Origin of the sequence: Streptomyces sp. NBC_00620 (assembly GCF_026341825.1) — a bacterium.
Taxonomy (GTDB): Bacteria; Actinomycetota; Actinomycetes; order Streptomycetales; family Streptomycetaceae; genus Streptomyces.
This window is the reverse complement of record NZ_JAPENY010000001.1, coordinates 3,217,519-3,234,163: the sequence shown is the minus strand read 5'-3', so window position 1 is coordinate 3,234,163 and position 16,645 is coordinate 3,217,519. Positions and strand designations below refer to the sequence as shown.

General features: G+C 69.1%; 14 protein-coding genes and 1 tRNA gene. 4 read left to right on the top strand and 11 right to left on the bottom strand.

The window, feature by feature from the left end; translation table 11 throughout:
* Positions 1–96: 96 nt before the first annotated feature.
* Positions 97–1,293, bottom strand: coding sequence for an SPFH domain-containing protein (locus OG246_RS14830; RefSeq protein ID WP_266461339.1), 1,197 nt, complete (start codon positions 1,291–1,293; stop codon positions 97–99).
* A gap of 84 nt (positions 1,294–1,377) precedes the next feature.
* On the bottom strand, positions 1,378–2,805 hold the full coding sequence (locus tag OG246_RS14825) for a peptidoglycan-binding protein (RefSeq protein ID WP_266461336.1): 1,428 nt from the start codon (positions 2,803–2,805) through the stop codon (positions 1,378–1,380).
* Positions 2,806–2,982: 177 nt separating this feature from the next.
* Between OG246_RS14825 and OG246_RS14820 the strand changes: the two genes are divergently transcribed.
* The 3 genes from OG246_RS14820 (at position 2,983) to OG246_RS14810 (ending at position 7,355) form a co-directional block, all read left to right on the top strand.
* A tRNA-Lys gene (locus OG246_RS14820) sits at positions 2,983–3,056 on the top strand.
* A 406-nt stretch (positions 3,057–3,462) separates the two neighbouring features.
* The gene (locus OG246_RS14815) at positions 3,463–5,421 is read left to right on the top strand and encodes a glycosyltransferase family 2 protein (RefSeq protein WP_266461333.1); all 1,959 of its coding nucleotides are present in this window, start codon (positions 3,463–3,465) and stop codon (positions 5,419–5,421) included.
* Positions 5,418–7,355 (top strand): kelch motif-containing protein, encoded by a 1,938-nt coding sequence (locus tag OG246_RS14810; protein ID WP_266461330.1) that lies wholly within the window; start codon positions 5,418–5,420, stop codon positions 7,353–7,355. Before OG246_RS14815 ends, OG246_RS14810 begins: the two co-directional genes overlap by 4 nt.
* 65 nt (positions 7,356–7,420) lie before the next feature.
* On the opposite strand, the gene OG246_RS14805 is transcribed toward OG246_RS14810, so the two are convergent.
* On the bottom strand, positions 7,421–8,425 hold the full coding sequence (locus OG246_RS14805; protein ID WP_266461327.1) for a glycoside hydrolase family 6 protein: 1,005 nt from the start codon (positions 8,423–8,425) through the stop codon (positions 7,421–7,423).
* Positions 8,426–8,591: 166 nt separating this feature from the next.
* Here OG246_RS14805 and OG246_RS14800 point away from each other — a divergent pair, with 166 nt between their 5' ends.
* Positions 8,592–9,359, top strand: a complete 768-nt coding sequence (locus OG246_RS14800; protein ID WP_266461324.1) for a GAF and ANTAR domain-containing protein — start codon at positions 8,592–8,594, stop codon at positions 9,357–9,359.
* Between the two features lie 291 nt (positions 9,360–9,650).
* Here the strand turns inward: OG246_RS14800 and OG246_RS14795 are convergent, their stop codons facing one another.
* From OG246_RS14795 to OG246_RS14760, 8 genes are all read right to left on the bottom strand, one after another.
* On the bottom strand, positions 9,651–10,316 hold the full coding sequence (locus tag OG246_RS14795) for a class F sortase (protein WP_266461320.1): 666 nt from the start codon (positions 10,314–10,316) through the stop codon (positions 9,651–9,653).
* Position 10,317: 1 nt separating this feature from the next.
* Positions 10,318–10,860, bottom strand: coding sequence for a hypothetical protein (locus tag OG246_RS14790; RefSeq protein ID WP_266461317.1), 543 nt, complete (start codon positions 10,858–10,860; stop codon positions 10,318–10,320).
* Between the two features lie 123 nt (positions 10,861–10,983).
* The gene (locus tag OG246_RS14785) at positions 10,984–11,763 is read right to left on the bottom strand and encodes an HAD-IIA family hydrolase (protein ID WP_266461315.1); all 780 of its coding nucleotides are present in this window, start codon (positions 11,761–11,763) and stop codon (positions 10,984–10,986) included.
* A 108-nt stretch (positions 11,764–11,871) separates the two neighbouring features.
* Positions 11,872–12,954: a 2-aminoethylphosphonate ABC transporter substrate-binding protein gene (locus OG246_RS14780; protein WP_266461313.1), complete on the bottom strand. Its 1,083-nt coding sequence runs from the start codon at positions 12,952–12,954 to the stop codon at positions 11,872–11,874.
* 46 nt (positions 12,955–13,000) lie between these two features.
* Positions 13,001–13,798, bottom strand: coding sequence for an ABC transporter permease (locus tag OG246_RS14775; RefSeq protein ID WP_266461309.1), 798 nt, complete (start codon positions 13,796–13,798; stop codon positions 13,001–13,003).
* Positions 13,785–14,633, bottom strand: a complete 849-nt coding sequence (locus tag OG246_RS14770; protein ID WP_266464210.1) for a 2-aminoethylphosphonate ABC transporter permease subunit — start codon at positions 14,631–14,633, stop codon at positions 13,785–13,787. Before OG246_RS14770 ends, OG246_RS14775 begins: the two co-directional genes overlap by 14 nt.
* A gap of 241 nt (positions 14,634–14,874) precedes the next feature.
* Complete coding sequence (locus tag OG246_RS14765) at positions 14,875–15,927, bottom strand: ABC transporter ATP-binding protein (RefSeq protein ID WP_266461306.1); 1,053 nt, start codon at positions 15,925–15,927, stop codon at positions 14,875–14,877.
* Positions 15,924–16,583 carry an HAD family hydrolase gene (locus tag OG246_RS14760; RefSeq protein WP_266464207.1) on the bottom strand — a complete coding sequence of 220 codons (660 nt, stop codon included), beginning with the start codon at positions 16,581–16,583 and terminating at the stop codon, positions 15,924–15,926. The genes OG246_RS14765 and OG246_RS14760 overlap by 4 nt, the downstream gene beginning before the upstream one ends.
* Between the last annotated feature and the right edge of the window lie 62 nt (positions 16,584–16,645).

The following is a 16,645-nucleotide window of genomic DNA, read 5'->3' as shown; positions in this document are numbered from 1 at the left end:
CAGACCAATTTCAGAAATGGCCGACGCCCGCTTCCCGCCCGTCCCGCATCAACGACTACGGCTACTCCCCGCTCCGTCCCGTGCGGACAATCACGGCTACTCCCCGCTCCGTCCCGTGTAGAACGCCACCGTCAAGTCCTTCACCAGCGCCTTGCGTTCGTAGTCGTCGAGCTCCACCAGGCCTCGCATGGTCAGCCGGGTCACCGTGTCCTCGACCGAGTCGACGACTGAGGTGAGCACGGTGTCGCGGTGCTGGGCGTCCAGCGCGGCGATCCGGCGGCGCTGCATCACGGCGGCCACCTCGGGCGCGTACTCGATCTTCGTCGGCTGGGCCGAGAAGACCTCGAGGCCGACCGGCGCCGTGTCCGCGGCCACCAGCCGGGTCAGCGCCTCGCCGACTGCCTCGGTGTTGCGCAGACTCGCGTCCTTGACGACGGCGGGCGGCAGTTCGGCCGGGAGCCGCGAGAGCACCCGCGACAGCGCCGCCTCCACACACTCGCGCAGATACGTCTGGTGGTCGTCCACCCCGAGCGTGGCGCGCGCGGTGTCCCTGACCCGCCAGACCACGAGCACCACCACCCGCAGCGCGACCCCGTTCGCGTCGACCGCGGACATCGGCTCACTGCGCCAGTGCCGCAGGCGTACGTCGACCCGGCGGCGCAGCACCAGCGGGTTGACCCACATGAGCCCGGTGCGCCGGACCGTGCCGCGGTACCGGCCGAACAGACCGAGCACCCAGGCCCGCCCGGTCCGCCCCCGCGCGAGACCGCCGAAGCCGAACAGACCGAGCGCGCCCGCTCCGGCGTACGCCGCCCACTGCGCCGGTCCGAGCCCGGCGCCGCCGTGTCCGGGCAGTCCAAGCGCCTGCGTCACCGGGGGCGGCAGGACGCCCGCCCACCACGAGGTGAGTACACATCCGGCCATCCCACAGGCCCCGGCCAGCACTCCCACCGCTCCGGGCAGCACCCGTGCGGGGCGCTCCACCAGCTCGGGGTCGATCTCCGGCACCGGGCGCGGGGCGGCCCTGCCGGGCACGGGACGCCGGACGCGCGGCTGCTCGCCCGTGCCGCGCCGCCGGCCCACGACGGCGGGCGCCAGCGGGACGGACACCGGCTCGGGATCGTCCCTGAACAGCAGGTGCACGGGGATCTCGGTGGTCGCCTCGTTGTGGATGAGCCTCGTGGAGCGCGCGCCGCCCTCGCGCGCGCCCCCGCCCTCTGTTGCCGGTTCCGGCCCGGGCACCTGGGAGGACTGCCCTTCGGAATCCGGGGTGTGTGAAGTCGTCGTACTCATACCTGCCTCCATGCCTCCGCGCCTGGAAGATTCATGAGAAGTCGAGAAACGGTGAAGCCGGGAAACGATGAAGCCGGGAAGGATTCAGGAGAAGAGCCGCCGCCAGGTCTCCGGCCCCGGGTAGCCGTCCGCCGCCCCGCCGCGCCAGCCCTGCGCCCGCTGGAACGCCTCGACGTTGCGCCGGTCCGCCTCGCCCCAACGGGGTCCCGGACCCGAGCTGTAGTACTTGCCGAACCCCTTCTTGACCAGCTGCTTTCCCAGCCGGCTGACGTGTGCGTTGTTCGCCCCCGGCCGGAACATCCCGCGCCCCGGATAGCCGGGCACCCCGTGCGAGGAGGCGCCCGATCCGTGCGGTCCCGGGCCGTGCGCCCCCGTCTGCCCGGGGCTGCCCCCGAGCGGAATGTCCTCCGGGGGAATGTCCTCCTGAGGAACGTCCGCCGGAGGAATGTCCTTGCCCTTCTTGCCCACCAGGTAGGACCAGGTCAGCTTCCCCGGCAGCCCGTCCGCCGCCGCTCCCGTCCAGCCCTGCGCCCGCTGGAACGCCTGGGTGGCCCGCCGGTCCGCGGTCGACCAGCGGGGGCCGGGACCCGAGGTGTAGAAGCGGGCCGCGCCGCGCTCCACGAGGAGCCGGCCCAGCTGGGTGACGTACTTGTTGTTCGCGCCGGGCCCGAAGTAGACGGCCCCCGGGTAGCGGCTGGGCGCCTTGGGCGCCGACGGCTTCGCCCCGCTCGCGCTCTCCGTCAGCCCCTTGTAGCGGTAGGCCAGATAGCGGTCCTCGTTGCTCCAGTACGGGTACGGGGTGGCCTGCTTCCGGGCGTGCGGGGGTGCCGCCTCGTACGCGACGTAATAGGTGTGCGTGTAGTCCGTCCAGCCGCCGAAAATGACGACGTGCGAGCCTTTCTCGGGGTTCGCCGGATTGTGGAAGAGAAGAATGTCGCCGGGCTGGAGCTGCTCACGTTTAATGCGTACGCCGAGCGTGTCGAGGCTGCCCGTCCATTCGTTGCCCGGCAGGTTCCAGGCCATCGAGACAAAGCCGGAGCAGTCCTGCCGGTAGCCGTCCGACCAGTACTCGCTCATGCTGTACGGCACTTCCGCGTCGATCCATGTCTTCGCCCGGTTGATGATCTCGGCCCGGGTGGTCGCGGGTGCCTTGGAGACGGTGCCGGGCTTTCCGTGGGCCGCCGGTTTTCCCGCCGGACCGTGCAGCGGGGCCTTGCTGCCTTGCGGGGTGTCGGGCTCGTCACCTGCGGGGATGCCGGGCCGGGCGGGTCCATGGGCTGCCGCGACCGCCGTCATCGGCGGGCCCGCGCCGAGGACGGTGCCGGCCGCCGCGGCCAGGACGAGAGCCCTGCGGGCCGCCGGACGGCCCACGGGACCGGAAAGGGAGGAAAGGAAAGAGGGAGGGGAAGAGGCAGGGGAAGAGGAATAGGGCATGACGCGTCGCCAGTGCACGCATCCGGGGCAGTCGCAGTCGCTCGCGGCATCGAATTCCTCGAATACCGGAGCCTTCATGCGATTCCCCTCACACTCCAGGTCGAAATCTCCGCGCTTCTGCACAGGCGCAGTTTCTCAACTGTCATCCGGTGTCGCATGTTGACGGTCCGAATGATGTACAGGGCGTGCACGCCAAGGGGACCGCCGGGGTCCGGGGCACCCATCCCGGTCGGGTAGAGTTCCCCGGGTCGGCGCGCGCCGCTAGCTCAGTTGGTTAGAGCAGCTGACTCTTAATCAGCGGGTCCGGGGTTCGAGTCCCTGGCGGCGCACAGACCGGAGGGCCACTCGCAGCAGCGAGGGGCCCTCCGTCATATGCCACTACAACCCCTTCGTCGTACACGCGTCCCAATTAGCGCGTATGACCGGTTAACACCGCGTTTCGCATCTTGCGATCATGATGTAAGGCGTAGAACCCTGGGCTTCAAGGGACTGTCGATAACTGACAGTTGGGGGCAAGGTCGGTTGCGTATATGACGGGGAAGTTGGGGGCCCCGGTTCATGAACAGATGCCGAGGGGGGCATCATGCAACCGGAAGGTCGTCGTTCCATGTCTGTCTTATGGAGATGATGTGGTGACGCTGGCCTGCCAGTGATGCGTCCGGGACGGTCTAGGGGGACCCGAGCGGACGACTGAACCGACGAACACGCGGGCATCCGCGTGCGGGGGGATGACTCATGACGTCGACGCCGACCGGCGCCCGGCAGAACTTCGACCCGTCCGAAACAACCCAGCTCAGGGTGCCGTCGCACCGGACCGGCGGCTTCCGCAGGATCAAGAAGACGCTGCCGAGATACGACTACGAGCACTACAGCCGGCTCGCGGGACCCCTCACACAGCCCGATCCGAACAAGCCGTACAAGGTGCAGTACCGCTCACTGCTGTCGCAGGAGCCGCACCGCATACGGGCCGCGCTCATGCTGGGTGCCGCTCCGCTGCTCTCGCTGGTGCTGCTGACCTGGCTGCTCCAGCCCGCGCACTGGACGGAACGCGACTATCCCGCGTACGACTTCCTGCCGGCCCTCGACATCGTGATGCTGGTCTCGATCGGCCTGATCGAGCTCTTCCGCTGCCTGAACGTGCTGTCGAACGCGCACGCCACCCTGGTCGCCCGCGACCCCATCCCGGTGGTGCCCGAGACCGGCACGAGAGTCGCCTTCCTCACCTCGTTCGTACCCGGCAAGGAGCCCCTCGCCATGGTGACGAAGACCCTGGAGGCGGCCGTCAAGATCCGCCACCGGGGTCTTCTGCACATCTGGCTCCTGGACGAGGGGGACGACCCGGAGGTGAAGGAGGTCTGCGCGCGCCTGGGTGTGCACCACTTCTCCCGCAAGGGCATCGCGAAGTGGAACATGCCCAAGGGCCCGCACCGCGCCAAGACCAAGCACGGCAACTACAACGCCTGGCTGGACGCGCACGGCGGCGACTACGACTTCTTCGCCTCGGTCGACACCGACCATGTGCCGCTGCCCAACTACCTGGAGCGGATGCTCGGCTTCTTCCGCGACCCGGACGTCGGCTTCGTCATCGGCCCGCAGGTGTACGGCAACTACGACAACGTCATCACCAAGGCCGCCGAGTCCCAGCAGTTCCTCTTCCACGCCCTGATCCAGCGCGCCGGAAACGCCTACGGCTCCCCGATGTTCGTGGGCACCTCCAACGCCGTACGCATCAAGGCGCTGAAGCAGATCGGCGGTCTGTACGACTCGATCACCGAGGACATGGCGACCGGCTTCGAGATCCACCGCGCCAAGAACCCGGCCACCGGCAAGAAGTGGCGCTCGGTCTACACGCCGGACGTGCTCGCGGTCGGCGAGGGTCCCAACGCCTGGACGGACTTCTTCACCCAGCAGCTGCGCTGGTCGCGGGGGACGTACGAGACGATCCTCAAGCAGTACTGGAAGGGCTTCTACTCGCTGCCGCCGAGCAAGCTCTTCAACTACACGATGATGATCATCTTCTACCCGATGTCGGCCCTCAACTGGATCCTCGCGGCGCTGAGTTGCGCCCTGTTCCTGGGCCTGGGCGCATCGGGTGTGAACATCGACCCGACGGTCTGGCTGATGCTGTACGGCAACGCGTCCGCGCTGCAGATCGGGCTCTACATCTGGAACCGCCGCCACAACGTCTCGCCGCACGAGCCCGAGGGCAGCGGCGGCGTGGCGGGCATGATGATGTCGGCGCTGTCCGCACCGATCTACGCCCGCTCGCTCATGGACGCCGTACTGCGCCGCAAGAGCAAGTTCGTGGTGACCCCCAAGGGCGACTCGGCGAGCCCCGACACGCTGTTCGGGACCTTCCGGATCCACCTGTTCTTCATCCTGGTCTTCGCCGGCTCGATCACCGCCGGCGTCCTGCTCGGGCACTCCCACCCCGCGATGATCATCTGGGCCACCTTCGCCCTGCTGATAACCGCCTCGCCGATCTTCGCCTGGCGCTGGACGATGCGGCAGGACAGGAAGAAGCCCAAGCACGCGGCGGAAGCCGCCGAGCCGGCACCGCTGCCACCGCAGGCCTCGGTTCCCCAGCAGGAGCAGCACGGCCCGCACGCCCCGCAGCACAAGCCCCACTGGGCCGCCGCGAACGGTGGGAACGACCAGACCATGCAGATTTCCCTTGGGGGACATAAGAAATGAAAGACGGTGCCAGCCGCCGCCGTGCCCGTCGTCTTGCGATAGGCGCGGCGGTGGTTCTCGCGCTGGCCGGGATGAACGGCCCGTGGCTGTATCGCTTCGGGACGGAGCAGTACCACCAGTACAAGATCAACAAGCCGGAGTACAAGGCCGAGAACGGCCACTGGGACGTCATCGACTTCCCCGAGGAGTTCCGCCAGAACACCATCCACGCGGCCCTGCTGCACACCGGCAAGATCCTGCTGATCGCGGGCTCCGGCAACGACCAGGACAACTTCGACGCGAAGAAGTTCGACACCCGGATCTGGGACCCGGTCGAGGGCACCATCAAGAAGGTCCCGACACCGGCCGACCTCTTCTGCACCGGCCACACCCAGCTCGCCAACGGCAATCTGCTGATCGCGGGCGGCACCAAGCGCTACGAGAAGATGAAGGGTGACGTCACCAAGGCCGGCGGCCTGATGGTGGTGCACAACGAGAACCCGGACGAGCCGATCACCCTGCCCGCGGGCACCAAGTTCACCGGCAAGGAGAACGGCAAGACCTTCGTGTCGAAGGACCCGGTGCTCGTCCCGCGCGCCAAGAAGGTCTTCGACCCGGACACCGGCGAGTTCCTGCGCAACGACCCCGGCCTCGGCCGTATCTACGTCGAGGCGCAGAAGAGCGGCACCGAGTACGAGACGGGCACCCAGGACAACTACCGCGTCCAGGGCCTCACCGGCACCGACGCCCGCAACACGTACGGCATAGCGGAGAAGCTCGCCCTGGACAAGAAGGACTTCCAGGGGATCAAGGACGCCTACGAGTTCGATCCGGTCGCCGAGAAGTACATCAAGGTCGACCCGATGAACGAGGCCCGCTGGTACCCGACGCTGACCACCCTCTCGGACGGCAAGATCCTCAGCCTCTCCGGTCTGGACGAGATCGGCCAGCTGGTACCGGGCAAGAACGAGGTCTTCGACCCGAAGACCAAGAAGTGGACGTACACCGAGGGCATCCGGCAGTTCCCGACCTACCCGGCGATCTCCCTGATGCAGTCCGGCGAGCTCTTCTACTCCGGCTCGAACGCGGGTTACGGCCCCGATGACGTGGGCCGCGACCCCGGTATCTGGGACGTGGACACCAACAAGTTCACCAAGCTGCCCGGTATGAGCGACCCGAACCTCCTGGAGACCTCCGGGACGGTGTTGCTGCCGCCCGCGCAGGACGAGAAGTACATGGTCATCGGCGGTGGCGGGGTCGGCGAGTCCAACAAGTCCAGTGAGAAGACCCGGATCATCGACCTGCTGGCGGACGACCCGAAGTTCGTGAACGGGCCGTCACTGGAGAAGGGCACCCGCTACCCGCAGTCCTCGATCCTCCCCGACGACAGCGTGCTGATCTCGGGCGGCTCGGAGGACTACCGCGGGCGCGGCGACTCCAACATCCTCCAGGCGCGGATCTACGACGCGAAGTCGGGCGAGCTGAACCGGGTCGCCGACCCGCTGGTGGGCCGCAACTACCACTCGGGCTCGCTGCTGCTGCCCGACGGCCGCGTGATGTTCTTCGGCTCGGACTCGCTCTACTCCGACGAGGCCAACACCAAGCCCGGCGTGTTCGAGCAGCGCATCGAGATCTACACGCCGCCGTACCTGTTCCACGGCTCGCAGCCCACGCTCTCCGACGGCCCGGAGACGATCGCCCGCGGCGCCTCCGGAACCTTCAAGACGCAGCACGCCTCGTCGATAAAGACCGCCCGGCTGATCCGGCCGAGCGCGTCCACCCATGTCACCGACACCGACCAGCGGTCCATCGCGCTGGACCTGAAGAAGACCAAAGACGGCATCACGGTGACGGTGCCGAAGAACCGGAACCTGGTCGAATCCGGCTGGTACATGCTGTTCGTGACGGATGATCAGGGGACGCCCAGCAAGGCTCAGTGGGTCAAGGTGCCCTGATCTCCTGAGAGTTACGTGACTGGGGGCGCCCTTCTCCTCGAAGGGCGCCCCCAGTCACGTACGAACTACTTGGAAGCCTCGGCCAGCTTCAGGGCGTAATCCGCCCACCACTCACCGGCCTTCGGCCCGCCCTTGCACTCGCCGTCCGACTCCCCCGGCCGCTTGACCCACAGATACGCGTCGACGAGCGGATCCACGGTCTTGGTCGTCGGAGTCTCGCCCAGCGCGCGGCCCGGCGGATTGCACCAGTTCTCGTCGGCCTCGCCCTCCGTGTACGGCCCGTTGCCGTTGCGGCTGGTGTCGATGACGAAGGGCTTGCCGCCGACCTTCGCCGAGAGCTGTTTGCCGTACGCGACGGAGGCCGCGGTCGTGTAGAAGTTCGAGACGTTGACCGCGAAGCCGTCGGCCGTCTCGATGCCCGCCCACTGGAGCGGCTCGAAGATCTGGTCGGGGTGGCCCCAGCCCGCGTTGCCCGCGTCCACGTACACCTTCGTGTTCTTCAGGGCCTTGAGCGTGCTGATGGCGCCCTTGAGAAGGTCGTAGCGCTCCTCGTGGAACTCCTCCGGGGTGCACTGGTTGACCAGGTGCAGGACGGCGTCCGGCTCCAGGATCACCGTGGCGGGCCGGTCCTCGATGCCCTTGGCGACCCCGTCGATCCAGGTCCGGTAGGCGTTGCCGTCGGCGGCGCCGCCCTGCGAGAACTGGCCGCAGTCGCGGTGCGGGATGTTGTAGAGGACCAGGATCGCGTCCCGGTCGGCCTTCTCGGCGGCCTCGGTGAAGCCGCGCGCCTCCTGCTCCGGGTTCTCCGGACCGATCCACTCACCGGTCGGCTGCTGGGCGATCTTGCGGATCTGCTCGGCGTCGTCGTCCTTGCCTGCCTTCACGTACGCGGCGACCTGCGCGGCCGCGTTCCCGTCCGGGTTGACCCAGAACGGGTCCGAGTTCTTGGGCTGTTGTGTGACCTTGGCACCGGAGCCGTTTTCCTTCTCGCCGTCGCCCCCCGAGGAGAAACACCCCGCGAGCAGCAGTGCCGCCCCCGCCACTGCCACCGCCTGCCTACTGCCGTACATCCAACTCCCCCTTGGGTGTACTCGTCCGAAGGGTCAATCCTGACATAGGTCTCGCGCCGCCCACGAGATCGCCCACCCCTTGGTGGAGAGCTGTTACAGCTCCGGGCCTCCGGGTAGGCACGGGCTGAGCGGGAAGGCGCGGGACAACGGAATCGGGGTAGGGCACATGCACCTGAGTACCCGGGAAACGCTGCTGGCATCGGCCCTTCTTGAGGCCTCGGACACACTGTCCGACAGTTTCGACGCCGAGCACTATCTGCAGCGCCTGTCCGATCACGTCGTGGAGATCCTGGGTGCGCGGGCCGCCGGTGTCATGCTGATCGACGGCGGCCAGGCGGTGTCCCTCGCGGTGAGCAGCCGCCGGCAGGAGATCGCGCTCGACCTGATGGCCGTCCAGCACCAGGGCGGACCCTGCCTGGACAGCTACGGCACGGGACGGCCGGTCCCGCCCGTCGCGATCAGCGTCGCCCATGCCGCCTCCCGCTGGCCCGACTTCACGGAGCGGGCACTGCGCCACGACATCGCCTCGACCTTCGCGGTCCCGCTGCGCCGCCGGGAGACCCTGCTCGGCGCGCTCAACGTCTTCGTGCCCACCCTGCCCGAGCACACCGACCCGCCCGAGGACGACTGGAGTGTGCGGCTGGCCCAGGTCCTCGCCGACGCGGCGGCCGTCGGGCTGCAGAACCACCGGGTGTACGACCAGTACCGCACCCTGGCGGGGCAGTTGCAGGGCGCCCTGTCCAGCCGCGTACGCATCGAGCAGGCCAAGGGCATGCTCGCCGAGCGCTGGAGCACCGGGGTCGATCAGGCGTTCCTCACGCTGCGCCAGTACGCGCGCCGGCACCGGCTGCCGCTCGACGAGGTCGCGACGGGAGTGATCGAGGGGTCGGTGGACCGCGACGAGCTGGGCGGGGGCCCGGAAACGGCCCGATAAGGCACGGTCCACCTGCGCGGATTACGCAGCGACACCGGCTGTCGACTTGGCGTCAAACAGCCTCTAGGCCGGAACGCTGATCCCCTCTACAGTTGCCTCAAACGGCCCCAGCCCCCGGCCAGTTGGCCGGACCGCGATATTCGCGGATTGGTCCCAGTACCTCCCGTGCCGGACGCCGGGTTACTCCCGCAGCCCGTGCGCGCGCGGTCGAGGACCAGCCCGGTCGGCGGCTCCGGGGGAGCGGTCGTCGACCGGGCCAGGTAATTCGCGGGCCTGGTGACCCTGGTGGGCTCAGAGTCCGCTTCCGGTGAGGTACGCCGACACGATCACGTTCGCCGTATAGGTGCGGCTCGTCGCGTCGAAGGTGCCGCCGCAGGTGATCAGCCTCAGCTCCGCGCGGCCCGACTGCCGTGTCCCGTAGGCCTGTTGGGCGTCGAACTGGTCGCGGGAGAGGACCCGTACGTCGTCCACCGTGAACTCGGCGACCGTCCCGTCATCGCGGATCACCCGGACGGTCTCGCCCGGCCGTACCGCGCTGAGCTTGTAGAAGACCGCGGGCCGGGTCTCGGTGTCGACGTGCCCCACAAGGAGCGCGGTCCCGGCCGCCCCCGGTTTCGCCCCGGCGCCGTACCAGCCGACCACACCCGGCTGGTCGAAGGGCGGCGGATCGATCGCGCCCTGCGGATCGAGTCCGCGGGCCACGACGGGCGCCTGCACCCCCATCGAGGGGATGTCGAGGCGCTGCGGTTTCGCGTCCCCCAACGGCCGCTTCGGGGGCGGCAGTCGCACCTCGGGCGGCCTTCCGACCGCCGCCATGTCCCCGGTGGTCGGCGCCGATATCCCCTGCCGTACGTCCGTCACCTCGCGGCCCCACAGCCAGAGCCCGAGCAGCAGTACCGCCCAGGCGACACCCGTGAGCAGGCGCCCGGCAGCGGAGGAGCGCTCCTTGTCGGACATGTCAGTCGCGGGCGTCGCCGTGGCGGCTCCGGCGGGCGCTGCGGACCGCCACGGCCACCGCCGCGACACTCGCGAGGACCAGGCCGATCACCGCCTGCCGGGTGCCGGGACCCGTCTCACGGGCGTCCACCAGGGCGAGGTGCGCGGTACCGCCGCCGCCCGCGTGCACGGGTGCGACCGGCGAGGCGGGGGCGGAGGGGCTGGGGCCGCCGCCTGCCGCGACGGTGACCGTGCCCTTGACCTTGTCGTCGTAGCCGTCGCAGCTGACCTTGATGTCGTAGGTGCCGGGCTTGAGCGAGGTGGGCACGCGGCTGTCGCCGACGAGTGCGCCGTCCTTGCCCGTGAGCTGCACGTCCGCGACGAACGCGGCCGATTTCGCGGTGCCGGTCTGCCCCGCGCACCCCGTCGCCCGCAGCTGGATGTCGCTGCCGGGGGCCGGGGAGGCCGGGGTCACCCAGACGCCCGCGTCAGCCGCGTAGGCGGCGGGAGCGAGCGCGGCCGCCACCACCGCACCGGCACAGAGAGTGATTCGCAGTGAGCGCATCGTGAACCTCCAGATACCTGGAGACTCCTCCTCGGGGCACCGGGGCGCATCTCCAGAGGGTCACGACTGCTCCGTACGGGTCCTGAATGGTTTAGATCGCCCAGGTCACGCCGGGGTAGTGGTTCAGATCCGGTCGACCAGATCCGCGATCGAGTTCACGATCTTCGAGGGGCGGTACGGGTACTGCTCGATCTCGGCGGGTGTGGTCAGCCCCGTGAGCACCAGGAACGTCTCCATCCCCGCCTCGAGGCCGGCCAGGACGTCCGTGTCCATCCGGTCGCCGATCATCGCGCTGGTCTCGGAGTGCGCCCCGATCGCGTTCAGGCCGGTCCGCATCATCAGCGGGTTCGGCTTGCCCGCGAAGTACGGCTGCTTGCCGGTCGCCTTGGTGATCAGCGCGGCGACCGCGCCGGTGGCGGGCAGCGGGCCCTCCGCGGACGGGCCGGTCTCGTCGGGGTTGGTGGCGATGAAACGGGCGCCGCCCTTGATAAGGCGGACCGCCTTGGTCATGGCCTCGAAGGAGTACGTACGGGTCTCGCCGAGGACGACGTAATCGGGTTCGTGGTCCGTCAGCACGTACCCGATGTCGTGCAGCGCCGTGGTCAGGCCCGCCTCGCCGATGACGTACGCCGTGCCGCCGGGCCGCTGGTCCTCCAGGAACCTGGCGGCGGCCAGGGCGGAGGTCCAGATGTTCTCGACCGGCACGTCCAGGCCCATGCGCTGGAGCCTGGCGTGCAGGTCACGGGCGGTGTAGATCGAGTTGTTGGTGAGCACCAGGAAGGGCTTCCCGGACTCCCGCAGCTTCTTGATGAAGGCGTCGGCGCCGGGGATCGGCACACCTTCGTGGATGAGGACACCGTCCATGTCGGTGAGCCACGATTCGATGGGCTTGCGCTCTGACATGTGGCGGTCTCCTGACGTGCGCGTGCTTGTGCGCTTGCGCGGTGCTTGACGTGCGCGGTGCCTGCTGTGCGCGGTGCTGCGTAGCCCCAGGGTAGCGATCGTCCGCGATCAGCTGCCGGTCGCGGTCTTCCAGTCCTCGACGTACGACGTGAGGTTCTTGTCGATGTCGGTCCAGTCCGGTTCGAAGATCTCCACGCCGTCCATCAGCTTGGTGAGGGCGATGGCGTTCGCGTCGGTGGCCTTGATGTCCTTGCGCGCGGAGAAGCCGCCGCCGATCTCGCTGACCTGCTGCTGCGCCTTCGCGGTCAGCATGTAGTCGAGGAGCTTCTTGCCGTTCTCGGTGTGCGGGGCGCCGGTGACGAGTCCGGCGGCGTACGGCAGCGCGAAGGTGGTCGGCTCTCCCGCGTCCGAGGCTGCCGTGCCGGTGGCCCGCGGGAACCAGATGGCCAGGTTCGGCATGGACTTGGACTGCGCGTAGTTCATCTGGACGTCACCGTTCGCGACGAGCAGTTCGCCCTTGTCGACCTTGGGTGCGAGCTTGCCCGTGGACGCGGAGGGCCCGACGTTGTTCGTCTGGAGCTTCTTCAGGTACTCCAGCGCCGCGTCCTTGCCGCCGAAGTCGTGGATCGCCTTGATGAGTACGGCGGTTCCGTCGCCGGCGACGCCGGGCGTCGAGTACTGGAGCTTGTTCTTGTACTCGGCGTCGAGCAGTTCGTCCCAGGTCGTGGGCGCCTGGCTCAGCTCCTTCTTGTTGTAGACGAAGCCGAAGTAGTTGTTGACGACGGAGGTCCAGGTGGCGTCGGCGGCCTTGTCGGCGCCGTCGACCTGGTCGGAGCCCTTGGGCGCGTACGTCTGGAGCAGCCCCTTGCCGTCGGCCTGCTGGATGAACGGGGGCAGCGTCACGAGCACGTCGGCCTGCGGGTTCGTCTTCTCCCGGACGGCGCGCTGGACCATCTCTCCCGAACCGCCCTCGACGTACTCGACCTTGATCCCGGTCTCCTTCTCGAAGTCCTTGAAGACCTGGTCGTACCAGCCGTCGCCGTTCTCGCCCTTGAGGCCGTCCGCGCTGTACACGGTGACGACCTTCTCGTCGGAGGCGGCGGAGTCGCCGCCGCAGGCGGTGAGGGTGGCGGCGAGGGTGAGAGCGCCGAGAACGGCGGTGACCGGCTTGAGGTGCGTGTTTTTGAGCATGGCGAGGTGAACTCCCTGCAGATTGTCGTGAGTTGATGGGTGAGCGTCAGCGATAAGTCGCTTTGGTGCGGATCCTGGAGACGGCGAAGAGGACGAGCAGCGTGGCGGTCATGAGGACGACCGCGAGGGCGGAGCCGGTGAAGAGGGCGCCGCGGTCGGTGGCCGCGTAGATCTGGACCGGCAGCGGGGTCCAGTCCGGCGGGTAGAGCATCATCGTGGCGCTCAACTCGCCCATGGACAGGGCGAAGCAGAGCCCCGCTGCAGCGGTCAGCGAGGGCAGCAGCAGCGGCAGCCGCACCCGCCACAGCACGTACGAGGGCCGGGCGCCGAGTGAGGCGGCGGCCTGTTCGTACGCCGGGTCAAGGCGCACGATCGCCGCCGAGACCGACTGATGGGCGAACGCCGTGACAAGAACGGCGTGCGCGAGGATGACGATCCACCGGGTGCCGTTGAGCAGCAGCGGCGGCTTGGAGAACGCGACCAGGATCGCGAGCCCGACGACGACGGACGGCACGGCGACGGGCAGCACGAACAGCGCGTCGAGCACCCGTCGCGCCCGCCTCGGCAGGGCGTGCGCCGCGAGAGCGGCCCAGGTCCCGACGGCGAGCGCCAGCAGACTCGCCGTGACGGCCGTGACCAGGCTGGTGGTGAGGGCCTGGAGGGACTCACCGCGAGTGGCGGCGGAGTAGTGCCCGGTCGTGAACCCGGACGGCAGCACGCTCGACCAGTTCGTGGCGAACGACGCGGCGAGGATCACGAGGAGCGGAAGCGCGAAGAGCGGCAGGAAGAGGAGGAAGAACATCCCCCACGTGGCCCACTTCCCTCCACGGCTATGCACCAGCACGACGGCTCACCACCCGGTAGATCCCGTAGAGCCCCACGGATATGAGGACGTTGACGACGGCCACGACACACGCGCCGGGGTAGTCCGACTCGAGCATCGCCTTGCTGTAGACGAGCATCGGCAGCGTCGTGACGCCCTTCGCCCCGGTGAACAGCACGATCCCGAACTCGTTCAGACACAGCACGAGTACGAGGCTGCCGCCGGCCGCGAGCGCGGGCCCCACCTCCGGAAGGATCACCCGCCCGACGATGCGAGCGGGCCGCGCACCGAGCGAACTCGCCACCTCCACCTGCGCGGTGTCCATCTGCGAGAACGCCCCGAGCAGCGGACGCATCACGAACGGCGTGAAGTACGTGATCTCGGCGAGCAGCACCCCCCAGGGAGTGGCGAGGAACTGAAACGGCCCGTCGGCCGCCCCGGTCGCGTCCGTCCACAGCCCGTTGGCCATTCCGACCGTGCCGTAGATGAAGAGGAGGGCGAGCGTGATCAGGAAGGACGGGAAGGACAGAAACACGTCGATGAACTTGGCGACGGCTTTCCCGCCGGGGAACGGCACGAACGCGATCACCAGCGCGAGGACGAATCCGAGGACCAGACACCCGACGGTGGCGGCAACGGCCAGCCAGACGGTGGTCCACAGCGCCTCCCGGAAGGCGGAGGACGCGAAGACATCGGCGTAGGGCTGGAGGGAGGTGCCGCCGGTATCGGGGTGGAGGGACTGCTGGATGACAAGGGCGAGGGGGTAGAGGAAGAGGAGGGAGAGGGTGGCGATGGGGGGTAGGGCCCAGAGGTACGGCTGGCCCCAACGGTTCCGGAGGGCCTGCGGGTCCCGCAGGCCCTGCGCGTCCCGCAGGCTCCCCAGGCCTCGCGGGTTCCGCAGGCCTCGCAGGCTCCGCAGGACCTGCGGAGCCCGCCCGTCCCGCTGGCCCTGCTCGTCCCGCTGGTCGCGGCTGGCCCGCTGGTCCCGCCCGGCTGGCCCGGCCGGCTCGTCCTGCTGTGGGCAATCGTTCCGCAGGGCGGAACGGGTGGGCACAGCCACCGGCGCCGGGTCACTTTCCATCGGAGGGTCACTGGACCTACCCATGGGCCACCCCTGCAGACAGCAACACCGCATCCTCCGGCGCGAAGTGCAGCGTCACAGAGTCCCCGTACGCCGGAGGCTCCCGCAGCTCACGCAGGTCCGCCATCACCCGGTGGCCCCCCACATCGACGTACAGCCGATGTGTGGACCCCCTCCACTGAACCTCACTGACGGTCCCGACGATCTGGTTGGGCCCGGCCCCCAGCCCGACAAGGTGAGGCCGTACACAGAGGGTGGCCGAGGCCCCACTCGCCGCGTCAACGGTGTCGACCTTGAGCTCGGCACCGGCAAAGGCGACGACACCCGAACCGACGGTCACGGGAAGCAAGTTGGCGTTCCCCACGAACGACGCCGTGAACTCCGTACGCGGACTGCGGTACAGCTCACGCGGCGTACCGCAGTCCCTCAACCGAGCCCGATCCATGACGGCAATCCGATCCGCCAGGGTCAACGCCTCCACCTGGTCATGGGTGACGTACAGAATCGAAACGTCGGGCAACTCCCGGTGCAGCCGGGCAAGTTCCCCCAACATCCCCGACCGCAGCTGCGCGTCCAGCGCGGACAGCGGCTCATCGAGCAGCAGCACCCCCGGCCGTACGGCCAACGCCCGCGCGATAGCGACCCGTTGCTGCTGCCCCCCGGACAGCTCACGCGGATACCGCCGCGCGAACTCCCCCATCCCGGTCATCTCCAGCGCGTCGGCGACCCGCGCGGGAATCTCGGCCCGGGCGACCTTCTGCGCCTTCAGCCCGAAGGCCACGTTGTCCGCGACCCGCATGTGCGGGAACAGCGCGTACTGCTGCACGACCATCCCGATCCCCCGCCGGTACGGCGGCTCGTCGGTGACGTCACGCCCGCCGAGGAACACCCGCCCGGAAACAGGCCGCACGAACCCGGCGACCGCACGCAACGCGGTCGTCTTCCCGGACCCGGAGGGCCCGAGCAGCGCCATGACCTCGCCGGGCTCGACGGTGAGGTCGAGCGAGTCGAGGACGGTGGTCCCGCCGTACGCGACGGACACGTTCTCGAAGCGGATGCCACCGCTCATGACCCGACTCCCCCGAGCAGGGAGGGCAGTTCGGCGACCGACCCGAGGACGGCCGTGGCCCCCGCCGCCCGCAGCGCCGCGCCCCCGTGCGCCCCGGTGAGCACTCCGGCGACGACCCCGGACCCGGCGCGTACTCCGCTGAGCATGTCGTACGAGGTGTCGCCCACGACCGCGACCTGCCGCACGCCCTCCGCGGCCCGCGTACGCAGGAACGCCTCGAGCACCATGTCGGGGTACGGCCGCCCGCGCCCTCCGGCGTCGGCGGGACACAGCGTGAGCGGCACCAACTCCCGCCATCCCAGGGCGTCGAGGATGGCGTCCTGGGTGACCCGGGCGAACCCGGTGGTCAGCACGACCGTCCGCCCGGACCCGGCGAGTTCCTCGATCGCCTCGCGCGCCCCGTCGATCGGTGCGATGAGCCCCTCGTCGACGAGCTCCCCGTATGCCTTCTCGAAGGCGGAGTTGGCCCGCTGGGCGAGCGACTCCTCCCCGAACAGCTGCCGGAAGACGGAGATCTTGGACTCGCCCATGGTGGCGCGGACGTATTCGAGCTTCGCCGCGTGGTCGGCGGAGTCCGGCTCGACCCCCAACTCCCGCGCGGCTGTGGCGAATGCCCGCTCGACGAGCCCGCCGTCGGCGACGGTGGTGCCGGCCATGTCGAGCACCACGAGTCGTATGCCCGCAACTTCCGCGGCGTCCGCGGCTTCCTCTGAAGTCT

Excerpts from the sequence above, each read along its gene's own strand:
- OG246_RS14830 (WP_266461339.1), bottom strand. The coding sequence starts at position 1,293 with ATGAGTACGACGACTTCACACACCCCGGATTCCGAAGGGCAGTCCTCC.
- OG246_RS14805 (WP_266461327.1), bottom strand. The coding sequence starts at position 8,425 with ATGTACGGCAGTAGGCAGGCGGTGGCAGTGGCGGGGGCGGCACTGCTG.
- OG246_RS14825 (WP_266461336.1), bottom strand. The coding sequence starts at position 2,805 with ATGAAGGCTCCGGTATTCGAGGAATTCGATGCCGCGAGCGACTGCGAC.
- OG246_RS14810 (WP_266461330.1), top strand. The coding sequence starts at position 5,418 with ATGAAAGACGGTGCCAGCCGCCGCCGTGCCCGTCGTCTTGCGATAGGC.
- OG246_RS14795 (WP_266461320.1), bottom strand. The coding sequence starts at position 10,316 with ATGTCCGACAAGGAGCGCTCCTCCGCTGCCGGGCGCCTGCTCACGGGT.
- OG246_RS14800 (WP_266461324.1), top strand. The coding sequence starts at position 8,592 with ATGCACCTGAGTACCCGGGAAACGCTGCTGGCATCGGCCCTTCTTGAG.
- OG246_RS14815 (WP_266461333.1), top strand. The coding sequence starts at position 3,463 with ATGACGTCGACGCCGACCGGCGCCCGGCAGAACTTCGACCCGTCCGAA.
- OG246_RS14765 (WP_266461306.1), bottom strand. The coding sequence starts at position 15,927 with ATGAGCGGTGGCATCCGCTTCGAGAACGTGTCCGTCGCGTACGGCGGG.
- OG246_RS14790 (WP_266461317.1), bottom strand. The coding sequence starts at position 10,860 with ATGCGCTCACTGCGAATCACTCTCTGTGCCGGTGCGGTGGTGGCGGCC.
- OG246_RS14785 (WP_266461315.1), bottom strand. The coding sequence starts at position 11,763 with ATGTCAGAGCGCAAGCCCATCGAATCGTGGCTCACCGACATGGACGGT.
- OG246_RS14760 (WP_266464207.1), bottom strand. The coding sequence starts at position 16,583 with ATGGCCGGCACCACCGTCGCCGACGGCGGGCTCGTCGAGCGGGCATTC.
- OG246_RS14780 (WP_266461313.1), bottom strand. The coding sequence starts at position 12,954 with ATGCTCAAAAACACGCACCTCAAGCCGGTCACCGCCGTTCTCGGCGCT.